The sequence below is a fragment of the Flavobacterium sp. 140616W15 genome, from assembly GCF_003668995.1.
GTDB lineage: Bacteria > Bacteroidota > Bacteroidia > Flavobacteriales > Flavobacteriaceae > Flavobacterium.
This window is the reverse complement of sequence record NZ_CP033068.1, coordinates 1,799,408-1,821,578: the sequence shown is the minus strand read 5'-3', so window position 1 is coordinate 1,821,578 and position 22,171 is coordinate 1,799,408. Positions and strand designations below refer to the sequence as shown.

Genomic DNA, 22,171 nt, shown 5'->3' with positions numbered 1-22,171 from the left:
TTATATTGACCGCTTCTTTAATTTAGTTTGTACTGATGTATAAAACAGAAAAATTATGAAAACAGAACAAAATGAATTTAAAAATACTATTTTTCCAAAAGGGGATCCTGCTTCAGCAGATTATTTTACAGGGAATGCATGGGTAAAATTACTAGTACCAGACGATAGAGTATTGAATACAGTTGTAGGAAATGTAGTTTTTGAACCTGGCGCTAGAAACAACTGGCATACACATCCCGGAGGACAAATACTTATTGTAACCCATGGAGTAGGATATTACCAAGAAGAAGGAAAACCTATTCAATTACTAAATATAGGTGATGTCGTTTCTATTTTGCCAGAAATTAAACATTGGCATGGCGCATCACCTGATAGTGAATTCACTCATATAGCAATAAGTACTAATACTCAAAAAGGTATTGTCGATTGGCTGGAAAGAGTTACAGACGAACAATACAATAGCTTTAAATAGACTTAAAGTATATAGGTGTTGTTTAGCCCCAACATTAATTTAAAAACGAATCTAAAAAAAGTAATCTTTATTTTTTTATCTCACGCTTGTAGTGATAAAATATTTTTGTAAATTACTGTCTTTAAGTTTGTTGTGTTTTTTTATTGGTGTTCATTGAATAATTTAAATCAAATTAGAATAAATAACGATTTATGTCGACACATTATACAACCATTATAGAAGAAGGAATAGTTCCTAATAAATATACTACTGGAGAAGTTTCTTTTAAAAAGCGAACCAGTGACATTCAGCCACGTAATACTACCATAAAAGAGGTTGCTTTTGAACCTGGATCGAGAAATAATTGGCATACCAATACGGGTTTGCAATTACTTGTTGCAACAGAAGGTATTGGTTATTTTCAGGAAAGAGGTACTTCAATTCGATTAATTCGTAAAGGAGAAGTTCTTACCATCCTACCAGATGTTGAACATTGGTATGGTGCAACACCTACTAGCCGATTCTCACATATAGCAATTATTACTGAGATTGACAGAGGTATCGGAATCTGGATGGAACAGGTGACAGATGAGGAATACAATAGTTTTACGGCATTGTAAAGAGTGGTAAAGATTTAAAAAGAGTAGGGAAGTAGGGTTTTATAAATTTTGATTTTTTCACGCAGATTTTGCAAATTCATTATTGAGAGTAAATACTATATTTTGTTTTTAAACCTGAAACAAAGAAACTCTGAGGTGAAGAAATTTTGATTTTTTCCCGCAGATCTGGCAGATTTCGGAGATTTATTATTGAGAGCAAATACTATATTTTGTTTTTAAACCTGAAACAAAGGAAACTTGAAACAAAGAAAACCTGAAGCGAAGAAATTTAGGTTTTTTTCCCGCAGATCTGGCAGATTTCGGAGATTCATTATTGAGAGTAAATACTATATTTTGTTTTTAAACCTGAAACAAAAGAAACCTGAAACAAAGAAAACTTGAAACAAAGAAAACTTGAAACAAAGAAAACTTGAAACAAAGAAAACTTGAAACAAAGAAACTCTGAGGTGAAGAAATTTAGTTTTTTTTCCCGCAGATCTGGCAGATTTCGGAGATTCATTTATTGAGATTAAATACTATAGTTTGTTTTTAAACTTGAAACAAAAGAAAACTTGAAACAAAGAAAACTTGAAACAAAGAAAACTTGAAACAAAGAAACTCTGAGGCGAAGAAATTTAGTTTTTTTTTCCCGCAGATCTGGCAGATTTCGGAGATTTATTTATTGAGATTAAATACTATAGTTTGTTTTTAAACTTGAAACAAAAGAAAACTTGAAACAAAGAAAACCTGAAGCGAAGAAATTTAGTTTTTTTTCCCGCAGATCTGGCAGATTTCGGAGATTTATTATTGAGAGTAAATACTATAGTTTGTTTTTAAACTTGAAACAAAGTAAACTTGAAACAAAGTAAACCTGAAACAAAGAAAACTTGAAACAAAGAAACTCTGAGGTGAAGAAATTTAGTTTTTTTTCCCGCAGATCTGGCAGATTTCGGAGATTCATTATTGAGAGTAAATACTATAGTTTGTTTTTAAACTTGAAACAAAAGAAACTTGAAACAAAAGAAACTTGAAACAAAGTAAACTTGAAACAAAGAAACTCTGAGGCGAAGAAATTTAGGTTTTTTTCCCGCAGATCTGGCAGATTTCGCAGATTCATTTATTGAGAGTAAATACTATAGTTTGTTTTTAAACTTGAAACAAAAGAAACCTGAAACAAAGTAAACTTGAAACAAAGTAAACTTGAAACAAAGTAAACTTGAAACAAAGTAAACTTGAAACAAAGAAACTCTGAGGCGAAGAAATTTAGGTTTTTTTCCCGCAGACCTGGCAGATTTCGGAGATTCATTATTGAGAGTAAATACTATAGTTTGTTTTTAAACCTGAAACAAAAGAAACCTGAAACAAAGAAAACCTGAAACAAAGGAAACCTGAAACAAAGAAACTCTGAGGTGAAGAAATTTAGTTTTTTTTCCCGCAGATCTGGCAGATTTCGGAGATTCATTTATTGAGAGTAAATACTATAGTTTGTTTTTAAACTTGAAACAAAGTAAACCTGAAACAAAGTAAACTTGAAACAAAGAAAACTTGAAACAAAGAAAACTTGAAACAAAGAAAACTTGAAACAAAGAAACTCTGAGGCGAAGAAATTTAGGTTTTTTTCACGCAGATCTAGCAGATTTTGCAGATTTATTATTGAGAGTAAATACTATATTTTTTTTTTAAACCTAAAACAAAAGAAACCTAAAACAAAAGAAACCTAAAACAAAAGAAACCTAAAACAAAAGAAACCTGAAACAAAGAAAACTTGAAACAAAGTAAATTTGAAACAAAAGAAACTTTAACCCTGAAACAAAAAAACTTTAAACAAATAAATTAATAAATAGATGGAAACAAAGAACATAAAAGCCTTTGGTACAGTAGCTGCCGATGCACCATTAAAAACATTAGATATCAAACGTAGAACTGTAACAGCACATGATGTTGAAATTGAAATTTTGTATTGTGGTATCTGTCATTCCGATTTGCATTCGGCTAGGAATGAATGGCATGGTACAACTTACCCAATAGTTCCTGGGCATGAAATTGTGGGTAGAGTAACCAAAGTGGGAGATCATGTTAAGAAGTTTAAAGTAGGCGATTTAGCCGGTGTAGGTTGTATGGTCGATTCTTGTAGAGAATGTGAACATTGTAAAGAAGATTTAGAGCAATTTTGCGATTCAGGAAGTACACTTACATTTGATTCTCCAGATAAACACCTTGGTGGACAAACTTTTGGCGGATACTCTGAGAGCGTTGTTGTGGATGAGAATTTTGTGCTTCACATATCTGATAAATTAGATTTAGCAGGTGTTGCTCCTTTGCTTTGCGCTGGAATTACAACTTATTCTCCTTTAAAACACTGGAAAGTAGGGCCAGGTCAAAAAGTAGGTATTGTAGGTATTGGCGGATTGGGACATATGGGAATTAAAATTGCAAAAGCAATGGGCGCTCATGTAGTCGTTTTTACAACTTCATTATCTAAAACTGAAGATGCTAAACGTTTGGGAGCAGATGAAGTAGTATTGTCTAGCGATCCTGAAGAAATGAAGAAACATGCTAGAAGCCTTCACTTTATTTTAGATTGTGTATCGGCTCAACATGATATTGATGCATATTTAAATTTACTTAGAGTAGATGGTACACTTACATTGGTAGGTGCTCCTATGGATCCACTTCCGGTAACATCATTTAGCCTTATACTTGGTAGAAGAAGTTTCTCAGGCTCACTTATTGGTGGTATTGCAGAAACTCAGGAAATGCTTGACTTTTGCGCTAAGCACAACATTATTGCAGATATCGAATTGATTGGTGTAAACGATGTAAATAATGCTTACGAGAGACTATTAAAAGGAGATATAAAATATCGTTTTGTAATAGATATGGCTTCTTTGAAAAACTAGATTTTTAGAAACAAAAAAGGTGTTCATTATTACAATGAACACCTTTTTTATATTATATAATGAAATTATTTGCTAATTAGAATACTCCAGTCAGCTCCACTATAAATTTTATGCTTTTGAGAGAAACTGCCTTGATTTACAGCCAATGAAAAATTCAAAAGACTATTAAAGTAAACGACATCAGTTCCAACTTCAACTTCTCCAAAAGTATGTACTAATTTTAGTTTTCCATCATATACTTTTTTAGTTCCATTAAAAATCTGAACCTTAACAAAGTCTCCCGCTTTTACATTTAAATTAGCAAATGTTTTTTTGTCGATGTTTGTCCAAATATTACCATATTGAATATCTAAAATTGGAATACCGCCTTTGATGATGCCCTTTTCAAAAATTGGTTTTTGGTACTCGATCTTTACCACTTCATTAGGTAATTTTGGTCCAACCTGATCAAATGTAATTGTTTTTGAAGCTAAACGTGCACCTGTATAGGCATACACATCACGACCATGAAAAGTATATGATTCATTTGAGTTCTGACGACGGTTTTTTACTTCGTCGATTTCACGAATTTCTTCGATACCCAATTGTTCAGCAACTAAAGTTAAAGTTCCATTATCAGGAGTTACAAAATAATGACCTGATTTAGTCAATAAAACAACCGAATGTCTAGCTGTTCCAACTCCAGGGTCACAAACTGATACAAATACCGTTCCTGTTGGGTAATATTGTGCTGTTTGCGACAAACGATAGGCTGCTTCCCAAATATTAAATGCTGGAATTTCATGTGTTACATCAAATATTTTCAAATCGGTAGAAACACCTATTGCAACCCCTTTCATAGCAGATACCGCCCCATCTTTCAAACCAAAATCAGATTGAAAAACTAATACATTATTTTGAGAAAAACCATTAAAAGTAACAGCACACAAAAAAAGTAATAATCGTAATTTCATTTTTTTATTTTTAAAAATTTCTACAAATATATTTCATTAAAATTAGAATTTATCTTTTTAACTATATAAACTCTATTTAATAAGTGAAGTTTAACTTTTAAAAATTACATTTGCACTTTGTTAATCTTAACAGAATATTTAACAAGCCCATTTCATTTTATCTAAATGAATTATTTACAATGTATTAAAATAACCAGCAATGAAAAAAAATTAAAAATACTAATTACAGCGGTTCTCACTTTATCGAGTACTTTATTTTTTGCACAAAGTCAAGATATAAAAGGAACTATTACTAATGAAAATGGAAGTCCTTTAGAATTTGTTACTATTCTTATAAAAGGAAGTCATGTAAGCGCTACAAGTGATGCTTTGGGAAATTTTACTATAGTATCAGCAGCAGTTAGCCCGACTTTTGTTATTTCGTTATTTGGATATCAAACTAAAGAAGTGATAGTAAAAGGACGCATTATTGATGTTCAGCTTATTTTAGAAAGTAATAGCCTTGACGAAATTGTTGTGGTAGGAAGTAGAAATCCGAAGAAAAGTAAACTAGAAACTGCTGTTCCAGTTGATGTTGTGAACTTAGCTAAAATTAGGAACACGACTCCACAAACAACTACAAATGATATTTTAACCTATTTAATTCCTTCATTTAATTCAAGCCGACAGTCATCATCGGATGGTACAGAGCATATTGATCCTGCTTCCTTAAGAGGTTTAGGACCAGATCAGGTTTTGGTTTTAATTAATGGAAAAAGAAGACATACAACTTCATTAGTAAACTATCAAAATACAGTTGGAAACGGATCTGTAGGAACAGATTTAAGTGCTATTCCTGCTTCGGCAATTAAGCGTATTGAAGTTTTACGAGACGGTGCAGCAGCGCAATATGGATCAGATGCTATTGCGGGAGTTATCAATTTAGTTTTAAAAGATAATGCAGGTTTAGATGCCAATGTAACTTATGGCAGTACATCTAGAAATGATGGACAAACAACAAATTTGAACCTGAACTACGGTGCGAAAATTGGAAACAAAGGCGGTTTTATTAATTTAACCGCAGAGTTTAATAACCGTCAAAAAACGAATCGCTCACAAAACAATAATCTGATTATTTTTGATCAAACTTCTATTGGTAATGATAACCAGACTCTTTCTTATGATTTTGCAAATGACGCTGCTGAATCTCGTCAATTTGATGATAATTTATTAGCACAAAACGGATTGAAACGCGATGATTTTAATTTCCAGATAGGAGATGCGAAAATCAAAAATATCCAAGGATTCTTTAATGCATCGATTCCATTAAATGATCAAATAGAATTTTATGCTTCAGGTGGTGTAAGTCACAGAAACGGTACTGGTTATGGGTTTAGACGTTTGCCGAGTGAGACAGAGAATATAGTGTTTTCTATTTTTCCATTCGGATTTCAGCCTGAATTAAATTCAGTTGTAACTGATCTTTCTTCTTCAGTAGGGTTTAAATTCAAATTTGGTGAATGGAAATTAGATTTGAGTAATACTATTGGTGAGAATAAATTTGTTTATGATGTTTCGAATACCAATAACGTTTCATTAGGTGCTAATAGCCCAACTGATTTTAAAGCTGGAAATCACTCTTTTTTACAAAATACAGTAAACGCAGATGTTACAAGATTATATAAAGATGTTTTTAATGGTCTGAATGTAGCTTTTGGTGGAGAGTATCGTTTTGAAAAGTATAAAATTGTTGCAGGTGAAGAAGCTTCTTATATTGATGGAGGATCACAATCATTCCCTGGGTTTTCTCCTTTGAATGCTGTAAACGAAAATAGAAAAAGTGTAGGACTTTATGCTGATGTAGAAGCTGATGTTACCGATAAATTATTAATAGGAGTAGCTGGTCGCTATGAAGATTTTACAGATTTTGGAAATACTTTAAACGGAAAATTATCGGCTAGATATAAAATTCTAGACAACCTTTTTGTGCGTGGTGCAATAAGTACTGGATTTAGAGCGCCATCATTGCACCAACAATACTTTAACAACATAGCAACTGATGCTGTTGATGGAAAAATTTTAAATTCAGGTATTTTTAGAAATGATAGCGATGTAGCAAAGCAACTAGGAATCCCGAAATTAAAAGAAGAAACTTCTAGAAATTATAGTTTTGGAGTAGTTTTTTCTCCAATAAAGAAATTAAATATTACAGCCGATTATTATCATATTAGAATTGACAACAGAATTATTTTGACTGGGAATTTAGGTAATGATGCTTATGGAGAGCCTGTTCCTGAACTTCGCGATTTGTTTGCTGGTTATGGAGCTCAAACAGGGCGTTTCTTTACAAATGCAATTAATACAACTACAAACGGATTGGATGTGGTTATTGATTATGATATGAATGTTGGTGAAGGAAAAATGAATCTTTCATTATTGTATAACTATAATGATAATAAAGTCGATAAGCATTTAAACAATGTTCCCGCCTTATTTGCTGGTCAGGAAGATGTTTATTACGGACCACAAGAAAGAAGTTTGATTGAAACAAATACACCTAAACACAAAGGAACTTTTGCAATAAATTATAGTTTGAACAAATGGAACTTTTTATTAAGAGATACTTATTTTGGAGAAGTAATTCGTGATGGATTTCCATTTGGTGGAATTCAAAAACATAAAGGAAAAGTGGTTACAGATTTAATAGTTGCGTATAAGTTAACTCCAAAAATTCAAGTTGCTTTAGGAGCAAACAACTTATTTGATGTGTTCCCAGACAAGCAAATCTATGAGAACAGTTATTATGGAGTGTTTAAATATGCACCTGTGCAAATGGGGACAACAGGAGCGTACTACTTTGGAAGAATGAGTTTTAGTTTGTAGAAAGTGAACTGTGAACTGTAAACTTAAATAGAAAAACCGCCTAACTAGGCGGTTTTTTTATACTGTTTTACTCCAGTTTTATGCAATCAAAACTAAGAATATTGAGTAGTTCTATGATTTTGCCAGATTCAATTTTGTTAGCTTCAATTTGCCGTTCCGATAGCTATCGGAATCAATCACAGTCTTCCAAATTAAAACTAGTATAGCTAAAGATGTTGATAGCATTAACTTTGTGCAAATACACCGATTATTTATTGTAAATACGCATGCTATACAATCACTAACCTCTAGAATGCTGACGATGAATAATGGTGAAGTTTTACCTATTGGAAGGAAATATCAAATTTTGCTTGATAATTTAAATTTATTACGCTAAAGTTTTCAATTTCTATTAAGTGAGTTGTTCTTAGTACTAGTAACTGTTTTTATTGTGTTATTTTTTACTAGTTATTGAATGTAAATTAAATGAGTATTTAAGTATCTGAATATTACTAAGTTATTAGCTATCTTTATATGAACTATTAATATGTGATTTATGGAAAGCAAGTCAGATGTAGAAAATAGCTTTTGGAATCTAAGCATAGATGATGCTTATCATAAGATGAATGCAAGTTCGAATGGACTAAATGATTCAGAGGTTACACAAAGGCTCAAGCAGTATGGTCCTAATACTTTAAAGAACAATGCTAATACTTCCATGTTTATACTGTTTCTTTCGCAGTTTAAGAGTCCCATTACCATATTACTTATTGTTGCAGCTATATTATCAGCTGGTTTAGGAGATATTTCAGATACTTTGATTATTCTGTGTATTATATTATTAAGCAGCTTACTTGGTTTTTGGCAGGAAAAAGGAGCAGCAAATGCTGTAAAAGAACTGCTAAAAATGGTTCGTTTACAATGTAGAGTAGTTAGAAATGGAATTTCAAAGGAAGTAGCTGTAGAAGAAATAGTACCTGGTGATGTGGTGACTTTATCGGCAGGGGATATAATTCCTGGAGACTGTCTTATTCTGGAATCTAAGGAATTGTTTGTTGATGAAGCTGCGTTTACGGGAGAAACTTTTCCTGTAGAAAAGACTAGTGGCGAACCGCTTCCTGCTAATACAGTATTGTCTAAAAGAAGCAATACGTTGTTTATGGGGGCCAGTGTTATTAGTGGAAAAGCTTCGGCATTAGTAATGGCAACAGGAAAGCAAACGGAATTTGGAAAAATATCGACTAATCTTCAATTAAAAGCACCCGAAACAGATTTTGAACTTGGAATACGCAAATTCGGATATTTGTTAATGGAAGTTACTTTGATACTTGTAATTATTATTTTTGGTGTGAACGTATTTCTACATAAGCCAATTCTCGATTCGTTCTTATTCTCTCTTGCGCTTGCAGTAGGGCTAACCCCACAGCTTCTTCCTGCAATTATAAGTGTCAATCTTTCTACAGGAGCCAAAAGAATGGCTAAATTACAAGTAATTGTAAAACGGCTGTCTTCGATTGAAAATATTGGAAGTATGAATATTCTTTGTTCTGATAAAACAGGAACAATTACTCAAGGTAAAGTAAATTTAAAAGATACCTTAGATATAGAAGGAAAGCATAATGATAAAGTATTACAATACGCATGGCTCAATGCTTCTATGCAGCAAGGGTTTCGTAATCCTATAGACGAAGCAATATGTTTGTCTTACAAAGAAACAGCAACTATATTTACAGCAGAATCTGAGATTCCTTATGATTTTATTCGAAAACGCTTAACTATAGTAGTAAAAGGAGATAAAGGAAATTTAGCTATTACCAAAGGAGCTTTAAATTCTATATTGACTATTTGTACGCATGCCGAAGTTTCAGAAGGCAAGCTGGTTGATATATCAGATTCTAAGGCATCAATAGTAAAGCAATATGAAGCGTTAAGCGAAGCTGGTTTTAGAACTTTGGGAGTAGCCTATAAACCAGTTAATACTACTGATGAGTTTACTCGTGATGATGAAAAAGAAATGATCTTTTTAGGATTTATTACTTTATTTGATCCTCCAAAACCTAATGTTCAGGAAATAATCAGCAAATTAAGTACGCTAGGGGTAAAACTTAAAATCATTACTGGCGATAATGCGCTCGTGGCAAAAAGTTTGGCATTGCAAGTAGGGATAAAAGACCCTAAGATTCTTACTGGTGCCGAATTGCAAAAAATGAATAAAGCATCATTGATGCATCAGGCAATAGGTACTGATATTTTTGCAGAAGTAGAACCCAATCAAAAAGAACGTATTATTTCTATTTTAAAAAGTAGCGGTAACGTAGTAGGATTTATGGGTGATGGTATTAATGATGCACCTGCATTGCATACTGCTGATGTGGGGATATCTGTAGATACAGCTGTAGATGTAGCCAAAGAAGCTGCAGATATAGTATTGTTGAGTCAGGATTTAGGAGTTTTGACTAATGGTATAGTCGAAGGACGTAAAACATTTACCAATACAATGAAATATATTTTCATGGCTACCAGTGCCAATTTTGGTAATATGTTTAGTATGGCAGGAGCCTCATTATTTCTACCTTTTTTACCCTTGTTGCCAAAGCAGATTTTATTGACCAATCTTTTAACGGACTTTCCTGAAATGGCAATTGCAACAGATCGTGTTGATGATCTCAATATACAAGAACCGCAGCGCTGGGATATTTCTTTTATCCGGAAGTTCATGATTGTTTTTGGGCTGTTAAGCTCCGTTTTTGATTTTTTGATGTTTGGTATTCTATTATTTATTTTTCATGCCAAAGAAAAAGAATTTCAAACGGCATGGTTTATAGAATCGGTGATTTCAGCAACATTAATAGTATTGGTAGTACGAACCAGACTGCCATTTTTTAAGAGTTTACCAGGTAAGTACTTATCTATTGCAACAACAATCATTGTATTGTTTGTTCTCATATTACCATTTACACCAATTGCAGAATGGTTTGATTTTGTAAAATTACCTTTTATGATATACATATGGATGTTTTTATTGATCACTATCTATATCCTATCTGCTGAAATTGTAAAACATAAGTTTTATAAGGTCATGATAAAAAAACATAGGAAGTACCGCTAGTTTTTATATTATAAAACTGAGTTTTAAAAACAAAAACTTAGAATCATTTTGTTTGTCAAAAAGATAACCATATAAGTTGTGTGAGTTTATTAAAGGAAAGAATTGTACAGCTTATATTTTCTTAAATGACTTATATAGTTTGAAAAAGTTTTATTGAGGTGATTTATCTTTTATTTATGATTGCAGTGGTTTTATTTCTGTAAAAGTGTTAAAATAATCGTTATATTTGATATGGTTAATCATTTTGGACAATGTTAATATAAATAACACACCAAAATCCCCCTTTTTAACCAAATCTATAATACGCTCAAACCATTTTTATTATCTAAGATCAGGTTACATTTTATTTTTAATTTAAAATAAGTACAAGTATGAGGTCATTTATGATAAATACTTTAATGGCGATTTTGATTATTCATGCTGCTCATAGTACAGCTCAAACTATTGAATCAAATCAACTGCCTACAGTATGGAATCTGGAACAATGTATTGCTTATTCAAAGCAACAGAACATTCAAATTAATACATTACGTTTAACAACTAAATCTACAGAACAAGATTTATTGTTATCAAAAGCAGCAAAGTATCCTAATCTTTTAGGTAATGCTTCACAGACCTTCACTAATGCAAAAAATGCAGATCCAGTAGTTGGAGGATTTCAGACCCAGTCTAGTTTTGCAGGTAATTATTCTTTAGGATCATCAATGGTTATATACAATGGAGGTTATTTAAATAATGATGTCAGACAGAAAGAATTATTTATAAAATCGGCACAATTTAATGCCGATGCTGCTCAGAATGATATTACAATACTAATTACACAGTCTTATTTAACTATCCTTTTGGCAAAAGAAAATAGTATATATTTAAATGAAATTGTAACGACTTCAAAAGCACAGCTCAAGTTAGGAGAGTTAAAATATAATGCAGGGAGCATTGCAAAGAAAGACTTTGTTTTATTAAAAGCACAACTAGCAACGGATAATTATAATTTGGTTGTTTCTCAGAACAACGAACGTCAAAATACATTAACATTAAAGCAGTTATTACAGCTTCCGTCAGGATACAATTTAAATATTCAGAAGCCTGAAGATTTAGCTGCTGCTTTTCCTGTGATTAATTTAGAGGATGCTCAAAAAATAGCGTTAGAACAAAGACCTGAAATTAAAAGTAGTTTACTAGAAAAAGAGGCAGCTGATTTGGAGTTATTAAAAGCTAAAGCTAGTTTTAAACCAACACTTACCGCAAGTGGTACATTGGCTTCGGGATATTCAGATAATCTGAGCACTTCATTTGCGTCACAATTAGATAATAATTTTTATCAACGTGTAGGACTTTCTTTGTCTGTTCCAGTGTTTAATAATCGGATAGCAAGAACAAATGTCGAAAAATCCAAGATAGCAATAGATCAATCCAAGTTAGATCTTACGAATACTGAAACAGTACTTTCTCAAAAGGTAGAACAAGCGTATATTAATGTACTTAATGCTCAATCTCAGTTTACTGCAGCCGATGAACAACTTGAAGCCAATACAGAGAATTATCGTATAGCAAATGAACAATTAAGATTGGGAGGAATTAATACTGTAGATTATCTCCAAGAGAAGAATTTGTATGTTCAGGCATTTCAGAATTTTATTCAAGCAAAATATAATGCTGTAGTGAGTTTAAAAATATATGATTTCTATAGAGGAGATCCAATCAAACTATAAAAAGTGCAAAATGAAAAAAAGTAAATTAATAATTATCATCATCATTGGGGTATTACTTATAGGATGTATAGGATACTTTATTTTTCATAAAGAAGATAGCTCTGTGGCATTGATTACCGAAAAGCCTCATTATGGAGATATAGCAACTAGTGTAACCGCAACAGGAAAAATTCAACCAGTGGATACCGTTGCAGTAGGAACTCAGGTTTCGGGTACGATACAAAAGGTGTTTGTAGATTTTAATTCAGTTGTAAAAAAAGGGCAATTACTTGCGCAAATAGATCAGTCATTATTTCTTGCACAAGTAGAGCAAATAACAGCCAATTTGCAATTAGCAAAGAGTAATCTAAGTTATCAATCATCTAATTACAATAGACAAACAGAATTATATAAAGCAGGAGGAATCAGTAGGGCCGATTTTGAAACTGCAAGAAATCAATATGAAGTCGCAAGAGATAATGTAAATAGCGTTGGCGCACAGCTTAAATCAGCGAAGAAGAATCTTTCGTTTACCGATATTTTATCTCCAATTGATGGTACTGTTTTATCTAGAAAAGTAAGTGAGGGACAAACAGTAGCTGCGAGTTTAAATACTCCAACATTATTTAGTATAGCCAAAGATCTTACTAAAATGCAAGTTCAGGCATCAGTTGATGAGGCTGATGTTGGGAATGTTAAAGTAGGAGAAAATGCTAGTTTTACAGTCGATGCTTTTCCTGATGATGTCTTTACGGGAACTGTAATAGAAGTGCGTTTGCAGCCTGCTATTTCTTCAAATGTAGTTACTTATACGACTATTATCAACGCTCCTAATGATGCTTTAAAGCTAAAGCCAGGAATGACAGCCAATATTATTATTTATACCAAAGAGGTAAAAAATGCATTGCTTATTTCGGCGAAAGCAATTGCTTTTCAGCCTGATTCTACATTAGGAAAGCAATTTAAAATTAGAAAAATGTTTCTAGGAAACAATAAGGGAAAGAAGTCTAGAGGAAATTCGAAAAGCGAAACTGCTAGGAAGCCACAAAAAGACAGTATCGATCATAAAAAAGCTATTGTATGGAAGAGAGTAGGAGATTCATTGTTGCCCTTACATATAAAGATAGGGTTAGATGATGATGTTAATGTTCAAATATTAAAAGGAATCACTGAGCAAGATGAAATTATTACCGGAGTCAATACAGTAAAACAATCTAAAAATTCTAAAGCAACAGAACAAAGTCCGTTTATGCCAAAACGTGGCGGTGGTGGATCAGGAAAAAAATAATAGCATTTAGAAAAACAAAATACATTGTGATGGGTAAAAAGATTTTGGAAATACAAGACTTAAAGAGAGAATTCACCATGGGATCAGAAACTGTTAGAGCCTTAAAAGGGGTGTCTTTTGATGTCATGGAAGGGGAGTTTGTCACTATTATGGGAAGTAGTGGTTCTGGAAAAACAACATTACTTAATATTCTAGGATGTTTAGACAAGCCTTCGGATGGGAATTACTTATTGGATCAGGTAAATGTAAAATCATTATCTAAGAATGAATTGGCAGCATTAAGGAATACTAAGATTGGTTTTATTTTTCAATCGTACAATCTTTTGGCTCGTACTTCGGCTATAGAAAACGTAGAGCTTCCATTATTATATAATTCAAAAATATCTACAAAAGAAAGAAGAGAAAGAGCTATTTATGCACTTGAAGCAGTAAAATTAGCCGATAGACTGGATCACTTTCCGAATCAGCTTTCAGGGGGACAGCAGCAGCGTGTAGCTATTGCAAGAGCCTTGGTAAACGATCCTGTAATGATTCTTGCTGATGAAGCCACAGGAAACTTAGATACAAGAACTTCTTATGAAATCATGGCATTAATTCAGGAATTAAATGCACAAGGGAAAACAATAATTTTTGTAACTCATGAGCCAGATATAGCTGCTTTTAGCAATAGAACAGTAACGCTTCGTGACGGAAGAATCATGAAAGATTTTAATAACCAAAACATAAAATCAGCGAAGCAAATGTTAGCAGATTTTCGTGTAGATGAAGATTATAAATATGAAAATAGCTAATCTTTTTCTAATTGCTTTAAAAGCATTACGCCGTAATAAGCTCCGCGCATTATTAACAATGCTGGGGATTATTATTGGGGTGGCTTCAGTTATTGCCATGGTGGCTATAGGGCAAGGTTCTAAAAAAAGTATACAAGATCAATTGTCTAGCATGGGATCGAATATGATTACTATTCGGCCAAATAGTAATGTAACTGCAGGAGCACGTTTGGATATATCAAGTGTACAAACCCTTACTCTTAGTGATGTTGAGGCATTAAAAAAAGAAACCAAATATTTGAATGCTATTTCCCCCGCAGTATCAAGCAAAGGGCAGGCAATAAATGGCGCTTTAAACTGGCCTACTACAATGCAAGGTGTAAGTACTGATTATCTAAAAATTAGGGATTGGCCATTAAAAGAAGGTATCGTTTTTAGAGAATCGGATATACATACTGCAAATAAAGTTTGTCTTATTGGTCAAACAGTAGTCGATAATATATTTCCGTATGGAGTAAATCCGATAGGGCAAATTATCCGATTTAATAAAATTCCTTTTAGGGTTATTGGAGTATTAGAATCTAAGGGAGAAAATGCATTCGGACAAGATCAGGATGATATTATTATTTCACCATTTACAACGGTACAAAAAAGGATAACAAATTCTATTTACCTGCAAAATATTTATGCATCAACATCTGATGAGAGTTTAACGCAATTGGCAACAGATGAGATTGAACAGATTATGCGTACAGCACATCGGCTTAAAGCCAAAGATGATGATGATTTTTCGGTACGAACACAGGCTGAATTAATTAATACGTTTAGTTCAACTAGTCAGCTATTGACTGTATTGCTAACTGCAATTTCAGGAATTTCACTTTTGATTGGTGGAATTGGAATTATGAATATTATGTATGTTTCGGTTACGGAGCGAACCAAAGAAATAGGATTGCGTATGTCTATTGGGGCAAACGGAAGAGATATTCTATTACAGTTTTTAGTCGAAGCCATATTAATTAGTTTAACAGGCGGATTGATCGGTATTGTTTTAGGTATTGTTGCTTCAGAACTGATACAATATTTCTTGCACTGGCCTACATTAATATCTGAATCTTCGGTTATTCTTTCGTTTTTAGTTTGTGCTATTACGGGTATATTTTTCGGGTATTATCCAGCACTCAAAGCATCAAAACTAGATCCAATAGAAGCTTTACATTTTGAATAATATAAAAACTTAAATTTAGTTATTTTTAATTGTTTAAATATATTTATCTAAAGCTATAGATTAAGTAATAATAAGAATGGTTTAATAATAAAAAAAGTAATTATTTTGGATACAACAGAATTTTTAATACGTCTTATAACAGCAACATTTGCGGGATTAATTATTGGTTTTGAAAGACAGTGGCATCATAAAGAAACAGGTTTAAAAACCAATATGCTTGTGGCTACAGGAGCAGCAGCATTTGTGCTGTTGTCGATAAAAGTTTCGGATACGGCACCTAATATTGATGTAACTCGTATTACTGCTCAGGTTGTTATGGGAGTTGGTTTTCTAGGAGCAGGAGTGATTTTTAGAGAAGGACCTAATGTACACGGGTTAAATTCGGCAGCTACAATATGGTGTAGTGCGGCTATTGGTTGCATTGCTGCATCGGGTTATTTTATAGAAGCTTTAATCTGTACGTTTTTGGTGATTATAGTAAATACAGCTATTGAGCCTATAGACAGATGGTTAAGAAATAGAAAGTAATATAGATAGCTAAGAACCCACAACAAAGTTTTCGTTTAATTAAAAACTGGATATGTTGAAGTGGTACTGAATTTTTAGCCCCATATTTACCTGATTTAGGAGATTGTTATTGGGTGTTAAATTTTTATTCGTTATCAAAATGGTATTTATTTGGATTATTTTTGTATTAAACTAGGTATGTGTTATTCAGTTTTAAGATAATAATTTTATCTTAAAGTATTAATTTAAATTAGTTACCATAAACGGTATATAACTAGGACTTTTATTAATTACAAATAAGGTATTTTATCCATAAATATTCAAACAGATAATACGAATAAATTGAGAACAATTGAATTTAATAAGTCAGAATGTGGCGTTGAGGTACTTCTTAATGTTTTACGAGGAGATCAGGTAAAGGAAAATTATGTAGATACAGTTATTTATAATACTGATTTTTTTGAAATATCACTTTTTAAAAAGGCTAAAGGATCTTTGATTTTAAATCAACAAAAAATAGATATTACTGATAATACGATTGTATTTATTTCGCCATTTCAGAAAAGGCAGTGGAACTTAGAAGTAGAAGGATTAGATTTCACTATACTCGTTTTTCAGGAAGATTTTCTAAATGATTTTTTCTCAGATAAGCTATTTACTTATCGGTTGTTATACTTTTATCAGTTGGATTATCTGCTAAGTATTAAAATTGATGAGGTTGATCTTCAGAAATTTTGCAACTTACTTACTGAAATTAAAACTGAACTCATAAATAACAAATCAGATAGTATTCATATAATCCGTTCGCTCATTTATTATCTTTTACAGAAATTCAACAGGGAATATGCTGCTATAAATAATCTTTCTCTTGATAGACCTGAAAATAATTATGCGTATCAGTTTAAACAATTATTAGAACTGCACATTCGAGAAAAACAACGAATTGAGAACTATGTGCATTTATTAGGGGTAAGCAGAATAACAATTAATGCAGCGGTAAAAAAGCAGTTTAATGTTACTGCGACACACCTTTTAAAACAACGTCTTCTTTTTGAAATAAAAAATGACCTTATACACTCAGGGAAAACTGTGACTGAGATTGCTTATGCACTTCACTTCTCGGAACCTAACCATATGATGCGTTTCTTTAAGACACAAACCGGAATGACTACTGGTCAATTCTTGCTGGATTATCAAAATGGTATATTTTCATAGTTGTTTGGTAGCTTGATAAAATGGTACCCTATCTATTTTTGCATTATAGATTATCTCTCTACGCATCTCATACAAGAGGATGGAGGATATAGTAATAATTTAAATAAAAATAGTTATGAAAAGGGTCATTTTAGGTATCGCATTAAGTTTATTCATGGTCGTTTCTTATGGACAAGAAACTGCAAATAAAAAAGCAAGTATTCAGTTAATCAGAAATGCAACTTTGGTATTTAATTATGGAGGAAAAGAATTTCTTATTGACCCAATGTTGGCTAAAAAAGGAGCTTATGCGGGTTTTGAAGGAACAGAAAATTCACATTTGCGTAATCCATTAGTTGAGCTTCCAGTTGCAGCTAAAAGTCTTTTAAATCCTGATGCAATTATTGTGACACATCTTCACCCAGATCATTGGGATGAAGCTGCAATAAAAATGCTTCCAAAAAACAAACCTGTTTATGCACAGAATGGACAGGATGCTACGGTAATTAAATCTGCTGGATTTAAAGATGTTCGAGTTTTATCGAATGAGTCACATTTTGAATATATTAAGCTGCAAAAAACAACCGCTCAGCACGGATCAGATGAAGCTTACGCTATTCCTCAATTAGCGGAGATTTTGGGTGAGACTTCTGGAGTTTTCTTTAATCAGTTGGGACTAAAGTCGGTTTACATTGTGGGAGATGGAATCTGGACAGATGCTTTTGAGTCTAATTTGAAAAATTTAAAGCCTGATGTTATTGTTTTGAACGCTGGTTTTGCACAGCTTACAGGTTTTGGGGCTATGATTATGGGAAAAGAAGATGTGCTCAGAGTGCATAAAATTTTGCCCGATGCAACAATAATTGCTGTACATATGGAGGCAATTAATCACTGTATTTTAAGTCGTAAAGAGCTTACGGAATATGTTAAGAGTAATGGAATTTCAGATAAAGTGATTATTCCAGACGATGGGCAGATTATTAAGTTTTAATACTACTTTATAAAGAATGATAGTTTGATTCTTAATTTAACTGCAATCACAATCAAATAAACCACTCCGTAATAGGAGTGGCTTTGTTTTTGTATCATTTCATCCGTTTGTATTCTAAATAAAAAAGAGGACTATAAAAGTCCTCTCTGTATATATGATCATAAAAATGCAGTGATTATTCACTTTCAGCACCAACGAAATCATCTCCTGTTTCTCCTGTAGCTACCAATTCAGGTTTTGAAGCTTTAAGAGCATTGAATCTTTCTAGTTGTTCCATTTCTCCTTCTTCACCACTAAAGTACGGGAAAACGTCCATAATTGGAGACTCTGCAATAGCAGGAATAGTATAATCTCCCATCGTGTTTTTCATTATAGCAATTGTATTGTCATAAGCCTCTTTTACATCATTGGCTTGAACTAATATATACATATTTGATCTTCGTTCTTTTCCACTTTCTTCGTCATACGCCATTAAAGAAACTTTTGATTTAAACCAGCGATCTGCATTTTCAAAAGGGTGAATTTCGGCATAATTAGCCATTTTTATATTTGTGATTTTAAATTCTTCACTAATATAGGCAGACATTTCTTCATTAATTCGGGTTTCTGCCTCTGTATAAGACAAAGCATCTACTAAATAAGGTTCAGTTGTAACTTTTTGTGTTCCAATATCATCTGTCTTTCTATATTTTACTTTGCATTCGTACCAAATTGTGCTCATTTGTTTTTTTTTAAGGGTGTCAAAGATAGATTTTAATGAAAAAGAAATCAACAATTCAAAAAATAGATATTCACAATTTAAAAGGATAGTAGTTTTTTGCACTTTTTATCTTTTATCTTTTTAGTTTGATTTAGTTTTTTTGTTGAAAAAAAGAAGAAAAATAATATTTTTTTATGGATTATGTTATATTATTTTACAATATTTCTTATAAAAAAACAGGTCTTTGCTCTTGTTTAATATATTGATATAGTGGTAATTATAGTTGTGTTTTGCGATTTTATTTGACTGTTTTTCATTAATTTTATAGTAAATAAAATTATTCATGAAAGTAATTACCCATCGTTACAATAAAGGTTTAAGTTGGACTCAAGTATTATCCGAAGCAATGGGAGGGACTATTAATGGGACTATTGATGGAAACTTTATTAAAGGGAATAATGAATTATACGAAGGAATACATTTTATCTTGCCATGGGAAAATAAAATTTCTGGAATGTTAATAGATGTAACTTTTAAAGAAAGCGCTTTATTAGAATATATTAATGATGTCGATGATTTTGTTGCATTGAATTTTTATGTATTAGATTATGATACCAACATTATCTCAAACAATGAGGCCACATTAATGGGGAAACAAGATTATAATTTATCTATTATAGATAGTGCATTAGATTTTGATTATGTAGTTGACGAAGGAACGAGAACATACGTTATTTGTATCTTCATTGATAAAATAGTATTAAAAGAGTATATGGACAAAATCCCTGAATTAAAATCTATCGCCAAGGATATTTTTAATTCAGAAAAGAATACTATTATTAACATGGATCGGATGAATGCGGAATGTGCCGCCTTAATTAATGATTTTATGAAAATATCGTATGATAATTCATTATTTAATTTTTATTTTAAGGGATTGGTATATAATTTACTCGGAAGTTATCTAGGGCAATTATTGAATAAAAAGTTTGTTATAAGTATGGTAATGAGTGATGATGTAAGGAGCATTCTTGCTTCTAAGGCTTTGTTGTTAGAATCTATAGACGAAGTATTTCCCGGGGTAGATTTTTTGGCAGATAAAGTGTTTATGTCTCCTTCTAAATATAAAAAACTCTTTACAAAGATTTCTGGATTGAGTCCTGGAACTTTTTTTTATGGCAAAAAAATAGAACGTGCCAAAGAATTATTAGAAACTGGACAATATACAGTTAGCGAGGTTGCTGATAAATTAAATTATGCTAATATTTCTTATTTAGCAAAACGCTTTAATAGCAAATATGGAATTTTCCCAAAAGAATACCAAAATTTATTATAAACATATTTATGAGTGATTTTACCCCCGAATTCAAACATATTTATTCTTTAACCCCTGAATGGCAACAAAAGTTTGTCGATGAGTTTGGTGGTATAATTGTAGATAATTATATGAGTTTCCCTTCTGAAGCAGCTTGTGGCTCTAGTTATTTTTTAGAAATTCTTCCAGATATGTCCGTTGATCTTATTGATTTGGTTTTAAATAGGCCGATTCACTTTACAAGAATGCCCACTGATGAAGATTTTTGGATTGTATATTATGATTTAAGCGAAAGCTACAGTAAGCATGTTGTAGATGATGTAAATCATAGAACAGGCTATAAGTCAAAGCTAAATTTTGCAATTGTAGATAATAATATTTCAAGTAGCTATACGCCAAATGTGGGTGAGCGATTTTATTCTTTAAGATTGTTTATTCGAAAATCGTATATGAAAACATTTTTTAATGATATCGAATTAGAGAAATATTTTAAAGATGTTTTTGATGATAAAAAGAAGAAGATGTTCTTTTATGGTCATATTGATAGCCGAAGCAAAGTAGTATTACATACTTTAAAACAACAGAGTATGGGTAATCCTAGTTTTGAATTTTTATTAAAAGGATCTGTTTTTACTTTATTAGGATATTTAATAGAAAGGTTAAAAGTAAAAATGCCTAATATAGCAACTTACTTTGAAAAAGATTTTGATGCAGTTATGCTCAGTCAACAATATTTATTGTCGAATCTTATAGCACCTTTTCCTGGTATAGAATTTTTAGCCAATATTGCTCATATGTCTTCTACAAAGTATAGGAGTTTGTATAATACTATATTTGGAATGAGTCCTGCATTGTTTTTTAAAAACGAGAAATTACTATTAGCAAAAGAATTATTAGAGAGTGGTGATTTTAAGTTAATTAGTGATGTGGCTTATGAGTTAGGATATAACAAGACTACCTATTTCTCTTCTATTTTTAGAAATCACTTCGGAGTTTTACCCCATACTTTACTTCGTTAATTTGAGTTTATAAACTTAATTTATTAAAAATTTTGTTTCCCGATTATTTTAAATAATCGGGATTTTTTTTTGCTTATAGAAATTTAAAAAGTACTAATGTTGTTTTATGACATGTAACTTTTCATGTTGATTTTATGACTCTCTGTGGTAGTTTAAAAAGCGATACCCGATATACTTTTGTGATATGTCTTTAATAATATTTGATTAAAATTAATTCCAAAGTATTGATTTAGTAGTGAATACATATTATGTAAGATTATTATTAATTAATTGAATATTTATTGTAGTACTAGTAGTATTTGTTTAACAGTAATACGAGCAATTTACTATGAATGAACATTTAACAGATAAAGATAACCTAAGAAATTAGGAATGCGAATATGATTTACCCGACAAGGTGCATGAAGATTTTAGTGTTTATGATAAGCTGGTTATAAATAAGCCAGCAATAAAAAATAAGAGTTACATACTTGAATTCCCAAATCTGCTTAAAGTATGTCGAAGATAAAAAAATCCTTATAAACTGGTTATACAAAAGTGAGTATAACAACAACCAATTTATTACTTAGTGATTAGGTTCACTTGTTTTATAATCAGTTAGTTGTGTTTTTGGAA

Annotated in this window: 17 protein-coding genes; 15 read left to right on the top strand and 2 right to left on the bottom strand. The window is 31.8% G+C overall.

Annotation, left to right across the window (positions count from 1 at the left end; translation table 11 throughout):
- Positions 1–55: 55 nt before the first annotated feature.
- The 3 genes from EAG11_RS07705 to EAG11_RS07695 all read left to right on the top strand — a co-directional run bounded on the left by EAG11_RS07705 (position 56) and on the right by EAG11_RS07695 (position 3,950).
- Positions 56–472: a cupin domain-containing protein gene (locus tag EAG11_RS07705; RefSeq protein ID WP_129538671.1), complete on the top strand. Its 417-nt coding sequence runs from the start codon at positions 56–58 to the stop codon at positions 470–472.
- Between the two features lie 191 nt (positions 473–663).
- Positions 664–1,071: a cupin domain-containing protein gene (locus EAG11_RS07700; protein WP_129538670.1), complete on the top strand. Its 408-nt coding sequence runs from the start codon at positions 664–666 to the stop codon at positions 1,069–1,071.
- A gap of 1,823 nt (positions 1,072–2,894) precedes the next feature.
- A complete protein-coding gene (locus tag EAG11_RS07695; protein WP_129538669.1) occupies positions 2,895–3,950 on the top strand; it encodes an NAD(P)-dependent alcohol dehydrogenase in 1,056 nt (351 codons plus the stop codon).
- Between the two features lie 65 nt (positions 3,951–4,015).
- Here EAG11_RS07695 and EAG11_RS07690 read toward each other — a convergent pair whose 3' ends face one another.
- On the bottom strand, positions 4,016–4,903 hold the full coding sequence (locus EAG11_RS07690) for an S-adenosyl-l-methionine hydroxide adenosyltransferase family protein (RefSeq protein ID WP_129538668.1): 888 nt from the start codon (positions 4,901–4,903) through the stop codon (positions 4,016–4,018).
- 165 nt (positions 4,904–5,068) lie between these two features.
- Between EAG11_RS07690 and EAG11_RS07685 the strand changes: the two genes are divergently transcribed.
- The 10 genes from EAG11_RS07685 (at position 5,069) to EAG11_RS07640 (ending at position 18,522) form a co-directional block, all read left to right on the top strand.
- Positions 5,069–7,765 carry a TonB-dependent receptor gene (locus EAG11_RS07685; RefSeq protein WP_129538667.1) on the top strand — a complete coding sequence of 899 codons (2,697 nt, stop codon included), beginning with the start codon at positions 5,069–5,071 and terminating at the stop codon, positions 7,763–7,765.
- 232 nt (positions 7,766–7,997) lie between these two features.
- Complete coding sequence (locus EAG11_RS07680) at positions 7,998–8,141, top strand: LytTR family transcriptional regulator DNA-binding domain-containing protein (protein WP_242499289.1); 144 nt, start codon at positions 7,998–8,000, stop codon at positions 8,139–8,141.
- Between the two features lie 159 nt (positions 8,142–8,300).
- Positions 8,301–10,853 (top strand): magnesium-translocating P-type ATPase, encoded by a 2,553-nt coding sequence (gene mgtA, locus EAG11_RS07675; RefSeq protein ID WP_129538666.1) that lies wholly within the window; start codon positions 8,301–8,303, stop codon positions 10,851–10,853.
- A gap of 371 nt (positions 10,854–11,224) precedes the next feature.
- A complete protein-coding gene (locus tag EAG11_RS07670; RefSeq protein ID WP_242499288.1) occupies positions 11,225–12,565 on the top strand; it encodes a TolC family protein in 1,341 nt (446 codons plus the stop codon).
- Positions 12,566–12,575: 10 nt separating this feature from the next.
- Entirely contained in the window at positions 12,576–13,832 is a 1,257-nt protein-coding gene (locus tag EAG11_RS07665) for an efflux RND transporter periplasmic adaptor subunit (protein WP_129538664.1), read from the top strand.
- A 29-nt stretch (positions 13,833–13,861) separates the two neighbouring features.
- Positions 13,862–14,623, top strand: a complete 762-nt coding sequence (locus tag EAG11_RS07660; RefSeq protein ID WP_129538663.1) for an ABC transporter ATP-binding protein — start codon at positions 13,862–13,864, stop codon at positions 14,621–14,623.
- Positions 14,610–15,830, top strand: coding sequence for an ABC transporter permease (locus tag EAG11_RS07655; protein ID WP_129538662.1), 1,221 nt, complete (start codon positions 14,610–14,612; stop codon positions 15,828–15,830). Before EAG11_RS07660 ends, EAG11_RS07655 begins: the two co-directional genes overlap by 14 nt.
- A 105-nt stretch (positions 15,831–15,935) precedes the next feature.
- Positions 15,936–16,358 carry an MgtC/SapB family protein gene (locus EAG11_RS07650; protein ID WP_129538661.1) on the top strand — a complete coding sequence of 141 codons (423 nt, stop codon included), beginning with the start codon at positions 15,936–15,938 and terminating at the stop codon, positions 16,356–16,358.
- 321 nt (positions 16,359–16,679) lie between these two features.
- Positions 16,680–17,552, top strand: a complete 873-nt coding sequence (locus EAG11_RS07645) for an AraC family transcriptional regulator (RefSeq protein WP_129538660.1) — start codon at positions 16,680–16,682, stop codon at positions 17,550–17,552.
- Positions 17,553–17,667: 115 nt separating this feature from the next.
- Positions 17,668–18,522: an MBL fold metallo-hydrolase gene (locus EAG11_RS07640; protein WP_129538659.1), complete on the top strand. Its 855-nt coding sequence runs from the start codon at positions 17,668–17,670 to the stop codon at positions 18,520–18,522.
- Between the two features lie 175 nt (positions 18,523–18,697).
- On the opposite strand, the gene EAG11_RS07635 is transcribed toward EAG11_RS07640, so the two are convergent.
- Positions 18,698–19,243: a DUF4494 domain-containing protein gene (locus EAG11_RS07635; RefSeq protein WP_129538658.1), complete on the bottom strand. Its 546-nt coding sequence runs from the start codon at positions 19,241–19,243 to the stop codon at positions 18,698–18,700.
- Between the two features lie 322 nt (positions 19,244–19,565).
- On the opposite strand from EAG11_RS07635, the gene EAG11_RS07630 reads away from it, so the two are divergent.
- Both EAG11_RS07630 and EAG11_RS07625 read left to right on the top strand, forming a co-directional pair.
- The gene (locus EAG11_RS07630; protein ID WP_129538657.1) at positions 19,566–20,558 is read left to right on the top strand and encodes a helix-turn-helix transcriptional regulator; all 993 of its coding nucleotides are present in this window, start codon (positions 19,566–19,568) and stop codon (positions 20,556–20,558) included.
- 8 nt (positions 20,559–20,566) lie between these two features.
- Positions 20,567–21,556, top strand: a complete 990-nt coding sequence (locus EAG11_RS07625) for a helix-turn-helix domain-containing protein (RefSeq protein WP_129538656.1) — start codon at positions 20,567–20,569, stop codon at positions 21,554–21,556.
- The last annotated feature ends 615 nt before the right edge of the window (positions 21,557–22,171 follow it).